Origin of the sequence: Pseudomonas sp. GM18 (genome assembly GCF_000282195.1) — a bacterium.
GTDB lineage: Bacteria > Pseudomonadota > Gammaproteobacteria > Pseudomonadales > Pseudomonadaceae > Aquipseudomonas.
This window is the reverse complement of record NZ_AKJT01000042.1, coordinates 18,691-36,476: the sequence shown is the minus strand read 5'-3', so window position 1 is coordinate 36,476 and position 17,786 is coordinate 18,691. Positions and strand designations below refer to the sequence as shown.

Below are 17,786 nucleotides of genomic sequence, written 5' to 3'. Positions count from 1 at the left end.
GGAACAGATTTTGCTATCTGATGTGATCGGCGCCATTGCGTCGGCGTCATTAGTGGCTCAATTTAGCGTCATTGCCTCGGAAGGCCTTCGCACTTCATGTCATCGACCACATTTCGGCAGTCTCTGCGTCGCCTCTGGGCGCTGGATAAATTCAGTTACAGCGTTCGGGTATTCATCGCCCTGACCGGCACCATGGCGCTGTGTTGGTATCAGGATGAAATGGGGCTGCTGATCCCGTTGTTCCTGGGGATCATCGCCAGCGCCCTGGCCGAAACCGACGACAGTTGGCAGGGCCGCCTCAACGCGCTGGCCGTGACGCTGGTGTGTTTTATGGTCGCCGCCCTGTCCGTCGAACTGCTTTTCCCCTACCCCATTCTCTTTATCATCGCCTTTGCCCTGGCCAGCTTCTGCCTGACCATGCTCGGTGCGCTGGGCGAACGTTATGGCGCGATTGCTTCGGCGACGCTGATTCTGTCGGTCTACACCATGATCGGCGTGGACCAGCGCGGCGGCGCGGTCACTGATTTCTGGCACGAGCCGGTGCTGCTGGTGGCCGGTGCGGCGTGGTATGGCTTGCTCTCGGTGCTGTGGCAGGCGCTGTTTTCCAACCAGCCGGTGCAACAGAGCCTGGCGCGGTTGTTCCGTGAACTGGGTTATTACCTGAAACTGAAATCGTCGCTGTTCGAACCGATCCGGCAGTTGGACGTGGAAGCACGCCGCCTGGAACTGGCCCAGCAGAACGGGCGGGTGGTGGCGGCCCTGAACGCCGCCAAGGAAATCATTCTGCACCGGGTCGGCGATGGCCGGCCGGGCGCGAAACTCAGCCGTTACCTGAAACTGTACTTCCTCGCCCAGGACATCCACGAGCGCGCCAGCTCCTCGCACTACCCCTACAACGCGCTGGCCGAGGCGTTCTTCCACAGCGACGTGCTGTTCCGCTGTCAGCGCCTGCTGCGCCAGCAAGGCAAGGCGTGCCGCGCACTGGCCGAATCGATCCAGATGCGCCAGCCGTTCACCTATGACGCAAGCTTCGCCGAAGCCCTGAGCGACCTGCACGCCTCCCTCGAACACCTGCGCATCCAGAGCAATCCGGCCTGGCGCGGCCTGTTGCGCTCGTTGCGGGCATTGGCCGCCAACCTTGGCACCCTCGACCGTTTGCTCAGCGATGCCAGCAACCCCGATGCGCTCGCAGACGCCACCGACAGCAGCCTGCTCGACCGTTCACCACGCAGCCTCAAGGATGTGTGGATTCGCTTGCGCACACAGCTGACGCCGACGTCCTTGTTGTTCCGCCACGCCCTGCGCCTGCCCCTGGCATTGAGCATCGGCTACGCGATGGTGCATTTGATCCACCCCTCGCAAGGTTACTGGATCATCCTCACCACGCTGTTTGTCTGTCAGCCGAACTACGGCGCGACCCGCCGCAAACTTGGCCAGCGGATCATCGGCACCGCCATCGGCCTGACTGCGGCCTGGGCGTTGTTCGATCTGTTTCCGAGCCCGTTGGTGCAGTCGTGTTTCGCGATCGTGGCCGGGGTGGTGTTCTTTACCAACCGCACGACCCGCTACACCCTGGCGACCGCGGCGATCACCTTGATGGTGCTGTTCTGCTTCAACCAGGTCGGGGATGGTTACGGGCTGTTCCTGCCACGACTGCTCGATACCTTGCTCGGCAGCCTGATCGCCGGGCTGGCGGTGTTCCTGTTCCTGCCGGACTGGCAGGGTCGACGCCTGAACAAAGTGCTGGCCAATACCCTGACCTGCAACAGCATTTACCTGCGCCAGATCATGCAGCAATACGCCGCCGGTAAAAGCGATGACCTGGCTTATCGCCTGGCCCGACGCAACGCGCACAACGCCGACGCGGCGTTGTCGACGACGCTGGCCAACATGCTGATGGAGCCGGGGCACTTCCGTAAGGAAGCGGATGTCGGGTTCCGTTTCCTGGTGCTGTCGCACACCTTGCTCAGCTATTTGTCGGGACTGGGGGCACACCGTGAAACCCAACTACCGTCGGATGTGCGAGAGCAATTGATCGACGGTGCTGGCGTGAGCCTGGCCACCAGCCTCGACGCAATCGCCCAGGGCCTGGCGAGCAAACAGCCGATTGCGATTCAGAGTGATGAGGAAGAAGCGCTGGCCAATGCGCTTGAGCAGATGCCGGATGAAATCGATGAGGGGCAGCGCCTGGTGCAGACGCAACTGGCGTTGATCTGCCGGCAATTGGGGCCGTTACGGACGTTGGCGGCGCATTTGATCAAGGATACTAGCGAAGCCTGAGTTGTGTAGTGACTGGGCGGGCCCGCGAAGGCGTCAGCTCAAACACCGCGATCACATCCCATGCTGCCTGAGCAACTTCTCATAACTCCCATCAGCCTTCATCGCCGCAATCTCGCGGTCGAAACCGGCGACGATCTGTTCATGCTCCGGGTTCTTCAGGCTCACCAGAATATGCAGGCTGTTCTCGCTCAACGGCTTTGGCAGGAACTCCACGGCATTGCGCACTTTGGGTGACTCCCGCGCGAGGTAATACCGGGCGACGAACTCATCTTCCAGGGTCAGCTTGACCCGATCGGCCGCGACCATTCGCACGGCCATGGCGAAGTTATGCACCGGGACTTTCTGCAACGACACATCGTCGTCAAATTCGTGCGAATAGGCATAACCGCGTACCACCGCTATCGGGTAGGTGTGCAGTTGTTGCAGGTTGTTGTATTCGATTGGCGTGTCTTTGCGCTTGAGAAAGCGCACGCGGTTGAGCAGGTACTCGCCGGAAAATTGCCCCAGCTTCGTGCGCTCGTCGGTGTACCAGGTGTTGATCAGTACGTCGTAACGTCCCTCGCCCACCCCAAACAAGGCTCGCGCCCACGGCACCTGTTCGAAATCACTGGCATAACCGGCCCGGGCCAGCGCGGTGCTGACGATGTCCGTGGCCACCCCGCCATTAACCAGCGTGGCGTCGGTAAAGGGTGGCCAGGCATCGGCTACCAGACGCAGCTTTTCCGCGGCCGCAGTCTGTGTCAGCAACAGCAATCCGATCAAAGCAAACGCTCGATGAAACCGCGGCATGCCAGAAATCCTTAGCGGGCGAGCTGCCCGACGTGTTTTTCAGCCAAAACTCCAAGGCCCCTCTACCGGCGAACCCAGGTCCTAACATTAGCTTATTGAGGCCATTGCACAGCGCTTCATCGCAGATTACACAAAGAAGACAGTTTCGCGAGAAATGAATGATGGCATTTTGGCGTTCATCACAGATTCCTCTGCCATAAAGACATCCCGCGTCAGGGCGCTTAGTATCGGAGCAACGTTGTTCAAGGAATGTGAAGATGACAATCGATTGGGTCTGCAAACACCACAGCGATCTGGGCAAAGAGCAGCTATATGCCATTCTGCAGCTGCGCGCCGAAGTGTTTGTCGTCGAGCAGAAATGCGTTTATCAAGACATCGATGGCCAGGACCTGGAAGGTGACACTTGCCATTTGATGGGTTGGGACGGGGATCGGCTGGTGGCCTACCTGCGATTGCTCGACCCGCAGCTGCAGGGCGGCGACGTGGTGATTGGCCGGGTGATCATCGCACCCGCGGCACGCGGTGCCGGGCTTGGGCATGAGTTAATGAGCCAGGCGTTGAAACAGGCCGCCAAGCACTGGCCTGAAGTGCCGATCTACCTCTCGGCCCAGGCACATTTGCAGGGGTATTACGGGCGGTACGGGTTTGTGGCGGTGGGTGAGGAATACCTGGAGGATGACATTCCGCATATCGGGATGCGTCGTCCGTGATGATCGTTCCCACGCTCTGCGTGGGAACGATCGGGGTCGGGAGTTCAGGGATACTCCAGCACCGCTTTGATCTGCCGCAGATTACGCTCGATCCACCCCCGATCAATCGCCCCCCACTCGCGAATCCGATAGCGCCCCGCGTGGTTGCGTGCGCCTTCTTCCTGCTCGAATTCACAAACGATATCCAGATCCGCCAACGCCGCGATGGTGTCCTGAGCCGTGCGCCGGGGCATGCCGGTCACTTCGGTCAATGCAGGGACGTTACTGGCTAGCCCGCTGTCGATCAGGTACGCCACGTACAATCGGCGGTAGAAGCTGCTCTTGGTCTTGCTCACGTCCATCCATGCACTCCTTGTAGAAGATCTTGGTCTGTCAGTGCATATCCCGCCACGTCAGGTACACCCGCAAATCGAACTCCACCTGGTGATACCCCGGCAACATGTGTTCGCACAGCTTGTAGAACGCCTTGTTGTGATCCGACTCTTTGAAGTGCGCCAGCTCATGCACCACGATCATCTTCAGAAACTGCGGCGCCGCGTCCTTGAACAGCGAGGCGATGCGAATTTCTTTCTTGGCCTTGAGCTTGCCACCCTGCACCCGTGAGATCGCGGTGTGCAGACCGAGCGCGCGGTGGGTCAGGTCCAGGCGGTTGTCGAACAACACCTTGTCGATGGCCGGGGCGTTACGCAGGTATTCCTGCTTGAGGTCCAGGGCATAGGCGTACAGCGCCTTGTCGCTCTGCACCCCGTGTTTTTCCGGATAGCGCTGGCTCAGGTAATCGCCCAGCCGACCTTCGGCGATCAATTGGCGCACCTGGTCCTGCAACGCGGCGGGATAGGCCTGGAGGTATTTCAACACAGTCATTGGAGCGGCAACACGCGTCACGAAAAGGTCGTCAGTGTAGCGAATTCAACTCGTCAGCGCGCCCCAGTCGAACGGCTCGACAAAGTAACCGGTGTCCTCGGCCATCAACGGCCGCGCCACCAGGAAACCCTGCACATACTGGCAACCGTTCGCTTGCAGCCACTCATATTGCGCCACCGTTTCAACCCCTTCGGCGATCACCAGCAGACCTAACCGTTTGCACAAATCGATGACACTGCGTGCCAGCGCCGCATCCCGTTCGGACCCCGGCAACCGGGCGATCAAATGCCGGTCGAGCTTTAGCGTGTCCAGTTCCAGGTCGCGCAAATGCGCCAGCGAACAAGCCCCGGAGCCGAAGTCATCCAGCGCCACCCGCACCCCCAGATTGCGCAGCAAACGCAGTTGTTTGCGGGTCTCGTCGGGGTTAGACATCAAGGCCTCTTCCGTGACCTCGACTTCCAGCTGCTGCGGCTTCAGGCCATGGCGCTCCAGCACCTGACGCAGTTCGGTGACCAGGTTGGGTAACCCGAATTGCGTGCTGCTCAAGCTGATGCCCATCACCAGATCTTCGGCAAACAGGGTTTCCCAGGCTTTGCGCTGTTTGGCCCCTCGATGGTAAATCCAGCTGCCCAGGCGACTGATCAACCGCGCCTCTTCCAGCAACGGCAAAAACAGCCCAGGCGGTACATCGCCGACACTCGGGTGCTGCCATCGCAGCAACGCTTCGAACCCACGGATCTGCCCATCGGCAATCGCCACCTGAGGCTGATACACCAGGTTGAAATCGCGGTTCTCGATGGCCGTGCGCACGCTTTCTTCAAGCATCAGCCGCGAGCGTGCCCGGCCGTTCATTTCGTGATCGTAGAAGCGATATTGCTGACGCCCGGCGCGCTTGGCTTCATACATGGCAATGTCGGAGGCGCGCATTAACCCGTCCAGATTAGACCCACAATCGGGATAAGTGGCGATGCCGATGCTGGCGCCCAAGGCGATGTCCATGCCTTCGATCTGCTGACAGATCGACACCCGCTCGATGAGCTTCTCGGCAATCTTTGCCGCCTGCTCGGGGTGCTCAAGATCCAGCAACGCAGTGAACTCATCGCCGCCCATCCGCGCCAGAATATCGAAAGGCCGAAGGCAAGCCTTCAACTGCTCGGATACCCAACGCAGCACCCGGTCACCGGCATCGTGGCCGAGGGAATCATTGACCCGCTTGAAGCCGTCGAGATCCAGGTACAACAGCACCCAAGTGCTGTCGGAGCGTTCGCCACGCAGCAGCAGGTTTTCAACGGTCTGGTAAAACCCTCGGCGATTGAGCAGCCCGGTCAGCGGGTCGGTCACCGCCTGAAACTCCAACTGCTGATGCAGATGGCGCACCACCGACATGTCCAGCACCGTCACCACCATCGCATGTTGTTCGGCGGGCAAAGGCGCGCAAGACAACGCCACCGGCACTTGCTGGCCGGGCGCCGTACGCAGCAGCGCATCGTGCAAGCGCAGGGTCTCACCGCGTTTGTAACCGGCAAACAGCTCGGAATCGGCCCAGATTGGAATGTGCGGTTTTTGCAGGAAATCCAGAAACTCTTTGCCTTGCAGGTCGTCCACCTTGGCATTGAGCAGGCGCGACATTGCCGGGTTGGCAAAGCGAATCAACCCGTCCTCGCCCACCACTAGAATGCCTTCGGCGGCGTTATCCAGCACCGAGGCATTGAAGGCCCGGGCGACTTCCAGATCATGACTCAGCCGCTGCAAGGCACGGCGGTTACGCTGGTGTTCCAGTAACGCCTGGACTTTGGGTTTGAGTATTTGCGGGTCGAACGGTTTGAACAGGTAATCCACCGCGCCACTGGCGTAGCCCTTGATCACGGCGTCCTGGGATTGTTCGTTGGCGGTAAGAAAAATGATTGGCGTAAGACGGGTTCGCTGGCTGCCACGCATCAAGCGCGCCACTTCAAAACCGTCCATACCCGGCATATGCACATCCAGCAGCACCAGGTCGACATCGTGTTCGAGTAACAGGCCAAGGGCTTCAAAACCGGAAGCCGCGGTCATGACCTGCCAATCCTGACGCTGTAACAACGCGCGCATGCTGATCAGGTTTTCAGGGTAATCATCAACAATTAACAGGATTGAGTTGCCTTCAGCTGGCTTAGATTGTGCGCATTCCATGCTGCATCTCTTGTTCGGGGCGTCAGGCCGGCCTGTTGTTAAAACCGGTCACCTATTGCGACTTCACTCTAGACCCGGATCCGCGAAAGCAGAAGCTGTCAGTGGGCCAGCATTTAGACAAAGCTTCAGAAGCCGACTAACGGTAAGTCCTACAGCCCCCGTAAACCGGGAAAGATGGCATTTCGACAGGATGTTGACGTCAGCCATTTGCCAAACGGGCATTAACAAAGATCTCTTCTACGCTTATAAAGACCCCCCCGAAGGCGCGGGCTAGAGCTTCTGGCACGCACGTGCAGTAAAAAATGTGGAAGCTTGAATTATGATCGATCTCGCAACCTGGAACCTCAGCGTTCCTGTCGGCAGCCCGCCGTACACCGTCGAAACCACCAAGCTGGTGGACGGCTTCAAGGATCAATACTTCCACTCCGACACCGGCACCTTGTTTTTCTGGGCCCCGGTCACCGGCACCCGCACTGAAAATGCGATCTACCCTCGCACCGAACTGCGCGAAACCTACAGCAACGGCACGCTGAAAAACTGGTATTACCCCGATGCAGACAACTCCCTGCGTGCGACCCTCGCGGTCAACCAGGTGCCCAGCTCAGGGAAAATCGTCATTGGCCAGATTCACGCTTACAACAGCCAGAAGCCGATGGTGAAAGTCGAGTATCAATACAAAACCTCCAGCGCGACCGGCAACATCGTCGCCAAAGTCCGCATGCACCCCGACGACGACACTCCCCGGGTCATCACCATCGCCACCGGCGTGAAACTCGATCAGGAATTCTCCTACTTCATCCATCTCAGTCCGGGCGGTGCATTGGGCATCAGCGCGGCGGGCTACCAGTGGGACACCGACATCAGCACGATGTGGCGTGATAAGCCGCTGTACTTCAAGGCCGGGGCTTATGTGCAGGACAACACCGGGTACACCAGCGAGGGCGGGCAGGTGACGTTCAGCCATCTGGATATCGATCACGATACCTGAGGCGACTCGATCCCCGTAGCAGCTGCCGAGCTTGCGAGGCTGCGTTCGGCCGCGAAGCGGTCGTAATCCGGCGCACACGTTCTACCTGAAAAAACGCGGAGCCTGATTTTACGACTGCTGCGCAGCCGAACGCAGCCTCGCAAGCTCGGCAGCTGCTACGGGCACAACAACGATCCGGGCATCCGCAAAACTCGTAAGATTGCTCCCTCGCCACAGGTTCTTTATGTCCAACTCCATCTCTTCACTGATCGGCATCAACCCCCACTTAAACGCCAACGTTTAAAGACACTCAGCGTTACTTCATGAGGCCTACAACGGCTTGCGTCACCGCCTACAGGTACGCCAGAATCCGCCGGCTTGCGCGCTTTGAGGCCCATCGGTAACTTGATTCGTGTCACTGATTCGCAGTGATCGGGTTTAGTAGCCCGCTCTACCTTTCCTCGATGGCTGCACAAGTGCCATTCAGTCGGGCCTTTGCCTGCACTTGATGGTGGCTGTGCGCATGGCGCCCTAGGGTGCGCCGGATTTTGGATTGGTGGTCCGGTCTACTAACTTGCGCACAGCTGCCACCCTAATTCGTTTAGTAGCGAGATTGGTTGCGGCTCTACTGAGAGGTATACCATTCCAATGTTCAAACCAACTCCAAACCCGCCGGTCACAGACCCGGCCTCCCCCTACGAATCCCCCGATTCAAAAAAATTCCACGAAGCCGCCGAACGCGCCCTCGACCACTACCTCAACCCGGCCGCCCAGATCATGGCCTCCACCAACGAACCCGAACCCATGTACCTCGCCAATCCGAAGTACAACACCGAAGCCCTGCTGGCCAACGCCAGCGAAACACTCGGCTCGGCCACCCTCATGCTCAACAATTTCGCGGCGCTGCTGGAGACCTCACATCGCAAGACCCTATTGGGTATTGCGCAAGTGGTCATGCTCGGTGAACTGGCGGTGAACCAGGCGCTGGATCACGTCGAACCTAAGGAGTAATTGCGGCTCGCAAGGCGAGCAAACTTGCTCCCAATAAAAAACCCGCCTCTCGGCGGGTTTCTTATCAACGCAGCTTAACGCTCAGGCTCAGTTCACCTTAGCGTTCAACTCGCCTTTCAGGTAACGCTGATACATCCCTTCCAACGAAATCGGCTTGATCTTCGAAGCATTACCGGCAGTACCAAACTGCTCATAACGCGCAATGCACACATCACGCATCGCAGTCACCGTCGCGCCGAAGAACTTACGCGGATCGAACTCGCTCGGGTTGGTGGCCATCAGGCGACGCATCGCACCGGTGGAGGCCAAACGCAGGTCAGTGTCGATGTTGACCTTGCGCACGCCGTGCTTGATGCCTTCGACGATTTCTTCAACCGGTACGCCGTAGGTTTCTTTGATGTCGCCGCCGTACTGGTTGATGATCGCCAGCCACTCTTGCGGAACCGAAGACGAACCGTGCATTACCAGGTGGGTGTTCGGGATGCGCTTGTGGATTTCCTTGATGCGGTCGATGGCCAGCACGTCGCCGGTAGGCGGCTTGGTGAACTTGTAGGCGCCGTGGCTGGTGCCGATGGCGATGGCCAGGGCGTCGACCTGGGTCTTCTTGACGAAGTCCGCGGCTTCTTCCGGGTCGGTCAGCATTTGGCTGTGATCCAGAACGCCTTCGGCGCCGATGCCGTCTTCTTCACCGGCCATGCCGGTTTCCAGCGAACCCAGGCAGCCCAGCTCGCCTTCTACCGAAACGCCGCAGGCGTGAGCCATGGCCACGGTTTGTTGGGTAACACGGACGTTGTAGTCGTAGTCGGTCGGGGTCTTGCCGTCTTCGCCCAGGGAGCCGTCCATCATGACCGAGCTGAAGCCCAACTGGATGGAGCGCTGGCAGACGTCAGGGCTGGTGCCGTGGTCCTGGTGCATGCACACAGGGATGTGCGGGAATTCTTCGATGGCCGCCAGGATCAGGTGACGCAGGAACGGGGCGCCTGCGTATTTGCGCGCACCGGCCGAAGCCTGAACGATCACCGGGGAGTCAGTCTTGTCAGCGGCTTCCATGATGGCGCGCATCTGCTCAAGGTTGTTGACGTTGAAGGCTGGAACGCCGTAGCCGAACTCGGCTGCGTGGTCCAGCATCTGGCGCATGCTGATAAGTGCCATTGTGTGTGTCTCTCCCGGTTGAGGGTCGTTAATCGTGCCAGCCTGCCGTAGCGGCGGCGGCTATTCAAGTTATTGCAGATCGGGGGTTGGCCCGGGCTGCGAATTCGGTGTCACTAAAATCTCAAGAACTACACAGGACCACTGTGGGACATTAGGTCCGTGGTGTGTCAATTACTGCGCTTTACAACCGCGGCCGATCAAATCATTGGTGGCGACCCAGTACACCAGGCCTTCCTCACCTTTTACGTGAAACGCCAGCATGTCGTTGCTGTACAGCGAACCTTCGGCGCCCGGTTCAAGCTTCAGACGGTAGACCTGATCGGCGCCGCCCAGGCGAACATCGACTTCCTTGCGGCTGACGTCAGTGTAGCGCCAGAGCACTTTGGCCTGACTGTCGCAGATCCAGGTGGTCCAGTTGTCCGTTGATTCGGCAGGCTTGAACAGGTCGAAATTCGAACAACCTGCCAGCAATGCCAGCGCCGTAACGGCGATAAAACCTTTCATCCATGTTCCTCGACTGACGGCGCATGCCGCCAGCCCTGAGTAAAGAGTCAGACCCGTCAAGGGCAGCCATGTTCCTTGGCCGGGGTCTGTGTCTCGTATTTGTCCAGGCCATCGGGCCCGGAACGCTTGTTGATCACCGGGTTGGTTTCCGCTTGCCAGTCAGCCTGGTAGCAGCCCTTATCCGACGCGGATGGCGCGGGCTCCGACGTGGCTTTCGGGTTACTCCCACAAGCCGCCAGCAGGCCCGCAGCGATCAACAGCATTAATGTCCGGACCATCTGAACACTCCTTTGCCTGGTCAAATGGGCGCCCTCAGGCCTTGGCCCGGCTTTCCAGGACTTCAACGGCCGGCAGCACTTTGCCTTCGACGAATTCGAGGAAAGCACCGCCGCCGGTAGAAATGTAGGAGATTTGCTCGGCAACGCCATATTTATCGATGGCCGCCAAGGTGTCGCCACCGCCGGCAATGGAGAACGCCGAGCTTTCAGCGATGGCCTGGGCCAGCACTTTGGTGCCGTTACCGAACTGGTCGAATTCGAACACGCCCACCGGGCCGTTCCACAGGATGGTCTTGGACGACTTCAGCAGCTCGGCGAAATTCGCCGCGGTCTGTGGGCCGATGTCCAGGATCATGTCGTCTGCAGCCACGTCGGCGATCAGTTTGACAGTCGCGGTCGCGCTTTCAGCGAATTCCTTGGCGACTACCACGTCCACTGGCAAAGGCACGCTGACTTTCGCCGCGATTTCACGGGCGGTGTCCAGCAGGTCCGGCTCGTACAGGGACTTGCCAACCGGGTGACCGGCAGCGGCCAGGAAGGTGTTGGCGATGCCGCCACCAACGATCAGCTGGTTGCAGATCTGGCTCAGGCTGTTGAGCACGTCGAGTTTGGTCGACACTTTGGAGCCCGCGACAATGGCAGCCATTGGCTGAGCCGGGGAGCCCAGGGCCTTGCCCAGTGCGTCCAGTTCGGCGGCCAGCAACGGGCCAGCGGCGGCGACTTTGGCGAACTTGGCCACGCCATGGGTCGAACCCTCGGCGCGGTGAGCAGTGCCGAAGGCGTCCATCACGAACACGTCGCACAGAGCGGCGTATTGCTTGGCCAGTTCATCGGCGTTCTTTTTCTCGCCCTTGTTGAAGCGCACGTTTTCGAACAACACGATGTCGCCGGCTTTCACGTCGACGCCGCCCAGGTAATCGGACACCAGCGGTACTTCGCGGCCCAGAGCCTTGCTCAGGTAGTCAGCCACTGGCTTGAGGCTGTTCTCGGCCGAGAACTCGCCTTCTGTCGGACGGCCAAGGTGCGAGCAGACCATCACGGCCGCGCCTTTTTCCAGGGCCAGCTTGATGGTCGGCAGCGAAGCCAGGATTCGCGCATCGCTGGTGACAACACCGTCCTTGACTGGGACGTTGAGGTCTTCGCGGATCAGTACGCGCTTACCTTGCAGATCGAGGTCGGTCATCTTCAACACGGTCATGGGTCGCATTTCCTGGATAGCTGTTTTAGAGAGCAGGTTTTTGAGAAACAGAGAGCGAAGTAGCTGTTTGCAGATAGTGTGTAGCAACGTCCAGCATTCGATTGGCAAAACCCCATTCGTTGTCGAACCAGGCCAGGATGTTCACCAGCCGTGGGCCGGAAACGCGGGTCTGACTGGCATCGACGATGGCCGAATGTGGGTCATGGTTGAAATCACAACTGGCGTGAGGCAACTCGGTGTAAGCCAGAAGGCCTTTGAGCGGGCCATGGGTAGCGGCCTCGCGTAGAATCCGGTTGACCTCGGTGGCGTCGGTATCGCTCACGGTCTGCATCGTAATATCGAGGCAAGACACGTTAACCGTCGGCACCCGCACGGCTTTGGCCTGAATTCGCCCGGCAAGTTCCGGCAGCAGGCGTTCAATGCCTCGCGCCAGACCAGTGGACACCGGAATCACCGACTGGAACGCCGAACGGGTGCGGCGCAGGTCTTCATGGTGATAGGCGTCGATCACCGGCTGATCGTTCATCGCCGAGTGGATGGTGGTGATCGATACGTATTCCAGACCAATGGCCTGATCCAGCAGACGCAACAGCGGCACGCCGCAGTTGGTGGTGCAGGACGCGTTGGACACCAGCAGCTCGTCGCCGGTCAGGCAATCCTGGTTCACGCCGTAGACGATGGTGGCGTCGACATCCGCCTCGCTGGCCATCGGCTGGGAAAACAGCACCCGTGGCGCGCCGGCGTCGAGAAAACGCTGGCCATCCTGACGGGTGTGATAAGCGCCGGAGCACTCCAGCACCAGATCGACGCCCAGCGACGCCCAATCGATGCCTTCGGGGGTGGCACTGCGCAGGACCTTCACGCAGTCGCCATTAATATGCAGACAATCGCCCTCAACCCTCACTTCACCGGGAAACCGGCCGTGAGTGGAGTCGAAGCGTGTCAGGTATTCGATGCTGGCCATGTCGGCCAGATCGTTGATCGCGACAATTTCAAACCCGGCCTTCTCGCCTCGCTCAAACAACGCACGCAAGACGCAACGACCAATCCGGCCGTAGCCGTTGAGTGCAACTTTGTAAGGACGCGGTTGAGGCATGGGGGTTCTCGATAGTCGCGGCAGACGAATTCTTGCTAACAACACAAATCCCTGTAGGAGCTGTCGAGTGAAACGAGGCTGCGATCTTTTGATCCTGACCTTAAAAAAGATCAAAAGATCGCAGCCTCGTTTCTCTCGGCAGCTCCTACACAGGGACCGCGGTGGCCATAAAACCACCGCGTCGTGTCTTAGTCTTCCAGCAGCTCTTCAGCCTGACCCAGGATGTTTTCCAGGGTAAAGCCGAACTCTTCGAACAAGGCAGGCGCAGGCGCCGACTCGCCGTAGGTGGTCATGCCGATCACGCGGCCTTCCAGGCCCACGTATTTGTACCAGTAGTCCGCGTGGGCGGCTTCGATGGCGATACGCGCGCTGACCTGCAACGGCAGAACCGATTGCTTGTAGCCGGCGTCCTGGGCTTCGAAGACGCTGGTGCATGGCATCGACACCACACGGACCTTGCGGCCTTGCTCGGTCAGTTTGTCGAAGGCTTGAACCGCCAGGCCGACTTCCGAACCGGTAGCGATCAGGATCAGCTCAGGCTCGCCTGCGCAGTCCTTCAACACATAACCGCCACGGGCGATCTCTTCGATCTGGATCGCATTGCGGGTTTGGTGCTGCAGGTTCTGGCGAGAGAAGATCAGCGCCGAAGGACCGTCGTCACGCTCCAGGGCGAACTTCCAGGCCACCGCCGATTCAACGGCATCGGCCGGACGCCAGGTGTCGAGGTTCGGCGTGCAGCGCAGGCTGGCCAGTTGCTCGATCGGCTGGTGAGTCGGACCGTCTTCGCCCAGACCGATGGAGTCGTGGGTGAACACGTAGACGATGCGTTTTTTCATCAGCGCCGACATGCGTACCGCGTTGCGGGCGTATTCCATGAACATCAGGAAGGTCGCGCCGTAAGGCACCAGGCCGCCGTGCAGGGCCACACCGTTCATGATCGCGCTCATGCCGAACTCGCGAACGCCGTAGTACATGTAGTTGCCGCTGGCGTCTTCGGCGGTGACGCCTTTGCAACCTTTCCACAGGGTCAGGTTGGAACCGGCCAGGTCAGCCGAACCGCCAAGCAGTTCCGGCAGCAGCGGGCCGAACGCGTTCAGGGCGTTCTGGCTGGCTTTACGGCTGGCGATGGATTCGCCCTTGGCCGCGACTTCAGCGATGTAGGCTTGGGCCTTCTCGGCGAAATCGGTCGGCAGGTCGCCGCTCAGGCGACGAACCAGTTCGTTGGCCAGCTCAGGGAATTCAGCAGAGTAAGCGGCGAAACGCTGGTCCCACTCGGCTTCGGCGGCGCGACCGGCTTCCTTGGCGTCCCACTCGGCGTAGATGTTGGCCGGGATTTCGAACGGGCCATGGTTCCACTTCAGCGCTTCACGGGTCAGGGCGATTTCCGCGTCACCCAACGGGGCGCCGTGGCAATCTTCCTTGCCTTGCTTGTTCGGCGAACCGAAGCCGATGGTGGTCTTGCAGCAGATCAGCGTCGGTTGTGCGCTTTTGCGCGCGGTTTCGATGGCGATCCTGATTTCTTCCGGGTCGTGACCGTCGACATTGCGGATCACTTGCCAGTTGTAGGATTCGAAACGCTTCGGCGTGTCGTCGGTGAACCAGCCTTCGACTTCGCCGTCGATGGAGATGCCGTTGTCATCGTAGAAGGCGATCAGTTTGCCCAGGCCCAGCGTACCGGCCAGGGAACTGACTTCGTGGGAAATGCCTTCCATCATGCAGCCATCACCCAGGAACACATAGGTGTGGTGATCGACGACGTTATGGCCAGGACGGTTGAACTGCGCCGCCAGGACTTTTTCCGCCAGGGCGAAACCGACCGCGTTGGCCAGGCCTTGGCCCAGTGGACCGGTGGTGGTTTCCACGCCCGGGGTGTAGCCGTATTCCGGGTGACCCGGAGTGCGGCTGTGCAGCTGGCGGAAGTTTTTCAGGTCATCGATCGACAGGTCGTAGCCGGTCAGGTGCAGCAGCGAGTAGATCAACATCGAGCCGTGACCGTTGGACAGCACGAAGCGGTCACGGTCGGCGAACGATGGATTGCTCGGGTTGTGCTTGAGGTAGTCACGCCAAAGTACTTCGGCGATATCCGCCATACCCATAGGGGCACCGGGATGGCCGCTGTTGGCTTTTTGCACGGCATCCATGCTGAGGGCACGAATGGCGTTGGCGCGCTCACGACGGCTGGGCATCGCTGATCTCCTGCGGATATTGAATCGAGAGTGAATAAAACGAAACGGAAAAAAGGCGAGCATTTTCCCTCACCGACCCGCCTCGGGGCAATGACAGATAGTCATCCGAAGGCGTTTTTCCAATGGATAACGACGTATTCGGCTGGTGAAACCTTTCCGCTGTTCGTTTGTGGACTGAAACTAACGTTAAGAAGTGCCATCTATCGACCAATATCAAAACTTTTTGATATTGCCCTTGCGGTGTTTTCTGACCGTCACTAGACTGCTGGCCTTATGAATCTGCGCGTGCCTTCCATTCAACATGACGATTGCGATGAGCTGGCGGCCCTGTGCAAGGCCGGCGGCGATCCTCTGCGGCTGAATGTATTGCGCGCGCTGGCCAACGATTCGTTCGGCGTACTGGAGCTGGCGCAGATCTTCGGCATCGGTCAGTCCGGCATGAGTCATCACCTCAAGGTATTGGCCCAGGCCGACCTGGTGGCGACCCGCCGTGAAGGCAATGCGATTTTCTACCGTCGTGCCCTGCCCCACACCGATCTGCTGGGCGGCAAGCTGCATGCCGCGCTGCTCGAAGAAGTGGACAACCTGGCTCTGCCGGCTGACGTTCAGGCGCGGATCGGTCAGGTTCACGGGCAACGGGAGGCGGCCAGCCAGGACTTTTTCTCACGGGTCGCGGAGAAGTTTCGCGCCCAGCAAGACTTGATCGCCGGCCTGCCGCAATACCGCGAAAGCGTGGTGGCCCTGCTCGACAAGCTGAGTTTCGGCCCCGGCGCCACGGCCATCGAAGTAGGTCCCGGCGATGGCGCTTTTCTGCCGGAGCTGGCGCGTCGTTTCACTCAGGTCACGGCGCTGGACAACAGCCCCGCGATGCTCGAACTGGCCCGTCAGGTCTGCGAACGTGAAACGCTGGCTAACGTCAGCCTGCAATTGGCCGATGCATTGAACGGTGTAAGCCTTCAGGCCGACTGCGTTGTACTGAACATGGTGCTGCACCATTTTGCCGCGCCGGCCGAAGCGCTCAAGCACATGGCCGGTTTGCTGCAACCAGGCGGTAGCCTGTTAGTGACAGAGTTATGTAGCCACAACCAGAGTTGGGCCAAGGAGGCCTGCGGTGATCTCTGGCTGGGGTTTGAACAGGACGATCTGGCCCGTTGGGCCACCGCTGCGGGACTCGTTCCCGGGGAAAGCCTCTATGTAGGCTTACGTAATGGTTTCCAGATTCAGGTCCGCCATTTTCAGCGACCGGCTGGCGACACTCACCATCGGTAAATTCAGGAAAAAATCGAGATGAGCGAATACTCCCTCTTCACCTCCGAGTCCGTGTCTGAAGGGCATCCGGACAAAATCGCCGACCAGATTTCCGATGCGGTGCTGGACGCCATCATTGCTGAAGACAAGTTCGCCCGCGTGGCGTGCGAGACTCTGGTGAAAACCGGTGTGGCAATCATCGCAGGTGAAGTCACCACGTCGGCCTGGGTCGATCTGGAAGACATCGTCCGTAACGTGATTCTCGACATCGGCTACAACAGCTCCAATGTCGGCTTCGACGGCGCAACCTGCGGCGTGATGAACATCATCGGCAAGCAGTCCCCCGACATCAACCAGGGTGTTGATCGTGCCAAGCCTGAAGACCAGGGCGCCGGCGACCAGGGCCTGATGTTCGGCTACGCCAGCAACGAAACCGACGTGCTGATGCCAGCACCGATCACCTTCTCGCACCAACTGGTTCAGCGCCAGGCCGAAGCCCGTAAGTCCGGCCTGCTGCCTTGGCTGCGTCCAGACGCCAAATCGCAAGTGACCTGCCGCTACGAAAACGGCAAGGTTGTCGGTATCGACGCCGTTGTACTGTCGACCCAGCACAACCCGGAAGTATCCTACAAAGACCTGCGCGAAGGCGTGATGGAGCTGATCGTCAAGCACGTGCTGCCTGCCGAGCTGCTGTCCAAGGACACCCAGTTCCACATCAACCCGACTGGCCAGTTCATCATCGGTGGCCCGGTGGGCGACTGCGGCCTGACCGGTCGCAAGATCATCGTTGATAGCTACGGCGGCATGGCCCGTCACGGCGGCGGCGCGTTCTCCGGCAAAGATCCATCGAAGGTTGACCGTTCGGCTGCCTACGCCGGTCGTTATGTGGCCAAGAACATCGTAGCTGCCGGCCTGGCCGAGCGTTGCGAGATTCAGGTTTCCTACGCAATCGGTGTGGCCCAGCCTACGTCGATCTCGTTGAACACCTTCGGCACCGGCAAGATCAGCGACGACAAGATCGTCAAACTGGTCCGCGAAGTGTTCGACCTGCGTCCATACGCGATCACCACCATGCTCGACCTGCTGCACCCGATGTACCAGGACACCGCGGCGTACGGCCACTTCGGTCGCACCCCGGAAACCAAAACCGTGGGCGACGATACGTTCACCACGTTCACCTGGGAAAAAACCGACCGCGCCGACGCTCTGCGTTCTGCTGCCGGCCTGTAAGACTTCCCCGGTTGCACAAAAAGCCCCGCACGGTTCGCCGTGCGGGGCTTTTTCATGAAGAAGATCCCACCTCGAAACACGCAGAATTACACCCCTGCACTCCA

Annotated in this window: 17 protein-coding genes; 7 read left to right on the top strand and 10 right to left on the bottom strand. The window is 59.6% G+C overall.

What is annotated here, in order from left to right; translation table 11 throughout:
* The first annotated feature begins 96 nt into the window (after positions 1–96).
* Positions 97–2,280 carry a YccS family putative transporter gene (yccS, locus tag PMI21_RS15285; RefSeq protein WP_007937944.1) on the top strand — a complete coding sequence of 728 codons (2,184 nt, stop codon included), beginning with the start codon at positions 97–99 and terminating at the stop codon, positions 2,278–2,280.
* A gap of 51 nt (positions 2,281–2,331) precedes the next feature.
* On the opposite strand, the gene PMI21_RS15290 is transcribed toward yccS, so the two are convergent.
* Positions 2,332–3,069, bottom strand: coding sequence for a substrate-binding periplasmic protein (locus PMI21_RS15290; protein ID WP_007937943.1), 738 nt, complete (start codon positions 3,067–3,069; stop codon positions 2,332–2,334).
* A gap of 257 nt (positions 3,070–3,326) precedes the next feature.
* On the opposite strand from PMI21_RS15290, the gene PMI21_RS15295 reads away from it, so the two are divergent.
* Positions 3,327–3,779, top strand: a complete 453-nt coding sequence (locus PMI21_RS15295; protein ID WP_007937941.1) for a GNAT family N-acetyltransferase — start codon at positions 3,327–3,329, stop codon at positions 3,777–3,779.
* A 44-nt stretch (positions 3,780–3,823) separates the two neighbouring features.
* Here PMI21_RS15295 and PMI21_RS15300 read toward each other — a convergent pair whose 3' ends face one another.
* The 3 genes from PMI21_RS15300 to PMI21_RS15310 are packed head-to-tail and all read right to left on the bottom strand — an operon-like array spanning position 3,824 to position 6,812.
* Positions 3,824–4,120: a winged helix-turn-helix domain-containing protein gene (locus PMI21_RS15300; RefSeq protein WP_007937940.1), complete on the bottom strand. Its 297-nt coding sequence runs from the start codon at positions 4,118–4,120 to the stop codon at positions 3,824–3,826.
* A 31-nt stretch (positions 4,121–4,151) separates the two neighbouring features.
* Positions 4,152–4,643, bottom strand: coding sequence for a M48 metallopeptidase family protein (locus tag PMI21_RS15305; RefSeq protein ID WP_007937938.1), 492 nt, complete (start codon positions 4,641–4,643; stop codon positions 4,152–4,154).
* Positions 4,644–4,688: 45 nt separating this feature from the next.
* Positions 4,689–6,812, bottom strand: a complete 2,124-nt coding sequence (locus PMI21_RS15310) for a putative bifunctional diguanylate cyclase/phosphodiesterase (RefSeq protein ID WP_007937937.1) — start codon at positions 6,810–6,812, stop codon at positions 4,689–4,691.
* A 319-nt stretch (positions 6,813–7,131) separates the two neighbouring features.
* Here PMI21_RS15310 and PMI21_RS15315 point away from each other — a divergent pair, with 319 nt between their 5' ends.
* Together PMI21_RS15315 and PMI21_RS15320 are read left to right on the top strand one after the other, a co-directional pair.
* Entirely contained in the window at positions 7,132–7,800 is a 669-nt protein-coding gene (locus PMI21_RS15315) for a polysaccharide lyase family 7 protein (protein WP_007937935.1), read from the top strand.
* Between the two features lie 627 nt (positions 7,801–8,427).
* A complete protein-coding gene (locus PMI21_RS15320) occupies positions 8,428–8,790 on the top strand; it encodes a DUF6124 family protein (RefSeq protein WP_007937933.1) in 363 nt (120 codons plus the stop codon).
* A gap of 87 nt (positions 8,791–8,877) precedes the next feature.
* On the opposite strand, the gene fba is transcribed toward PMI21_RS15320, so the two are convergent.
* The 6 genes from fba to tkt all read right to left on the bottom strand — a co-directional run bounded on the left by fba (position 8,878) and on the right by tkt (position 15,204).
* Positions 8,878–9,942, bottom strand: coding sequence for a class II fructose-bisphosphate aldolase (fba, locus tag PMI21_RS15325; RefSeq protein ID WP_007937928.1), 1,065 nt, complete (start codon positions 9,940–9,942; stop codon positions 8,878–8,880).
* A 171-nt stretch (positions 9,943–10,113) separates the two neighbouring features.
* On the bottom strand, positions 10,114–10,446 hold the full coding sequence (locus PMI21_RS15330) for an MliC family protein (protein ID WP_007937926.1): 333 nt from the start codon (positions 10,444–10,446) through the stop codon (positions 10,114–10,116).
* A gap of 56 nt (positions 10,447–10,502) precedes the next feature.
* Positions 10,503–10,724 (bottom strand): hypothetical protein, encoded by a 222-nt coding sequence (locus PMI21_RS15335; protein ID WP_007937924.1) that lies wholly within the window; start codon positions 10,722–10,724, stop codon positions 10,503–10,505.
* Positions 10,725–10,758: 34 nt separating this feature from the next.
* Positions 10,759–11,922 carry a phosphoglycerate kinase gene (locus PMI21_RS15340; protein WP_007937921.1) on the bottom strand — a complete coding sequence of 388 codons (1,164 nt, stop codon included), beginning with the start codon at positions 11,920–11,922 and terminating at the stop codon, positions 10,759–10,761.
* Between the two features lie 25 nt (positions 11,923–11,947).
* Positions 11,948–13,018, bottom strand: a complete 1,071-nt coding sequence (epd, locus tag PMI21_RS15345; protein WP_007937918.1) for an erythrose-4-phosphate dehydrogenase — start codon at positions 13,016–13,018, stop codon at positions 11,948–11,950.
* 188 nt (positions 13,019–13,206) lie between these two features.
* The gene (gene tkt / locus PMI21_RS15350; protein WP_007937916.1) at positions 13,207–15,204 is read right to left on the bottom strand and encodes a transketolase; all 1,998 of its coding nucleotides are present in this window, start codon (positions 15,202–15,204) and stop codon (positions 13,207–13,209) included.
* Between the two features lie 30 nt (positions 15,205–15,234).
* Here tkt and PMI21_RS29495 point away from each other — a divergent pair, with 30 nt between their 5' ends.
* Genes PMI21_RS29495 through metK form a run of 3 tightly spaced genes read left to right on the top strand, consistent with a single transcriptional unit; the run spans position 15,235 to position 17,682 of the window.
* On the top strand, positions 15,235–15,465 hold the full coding sequence (locus PMI21_RS29495) for a hypothetical protein (protein ID WP_157214310.1): 231 nt from the start codon (positions 15,235–15,237) through the stop codon (positions 15,463–15,465).
* Between the two features lie 12 nt (positions 15,466–15,477).
* The gene (locus PMI21_RS15355) at positions 15,478–16,473 is read left to right on the top strand and encodes an ArsR/SmtB family transcription factor (protein WP_007937914.1); all 996 of its coding nucleotides are present in this window, start codon (positions 15,478–15,480) and stop codon (positions 16,471–16,473) included.
* 18 nt (positions 16,474–16,491) lie between these two features.
* Positions 16,492–17,682 carry a methionine adenosyltransferase gene (metK, locus tag PMI21_RS15360; protein WP_007937912.1) on the top strand — a complete coding sequence of 397 codons (1,191 nt, stop codon included), beginning with the start codon at positions 16,492–16,494 and terminating at the stop codon, positions 17,680–17,682.
* Positions 17,683–17,786 lie beyond the last annotated feature (104 nt).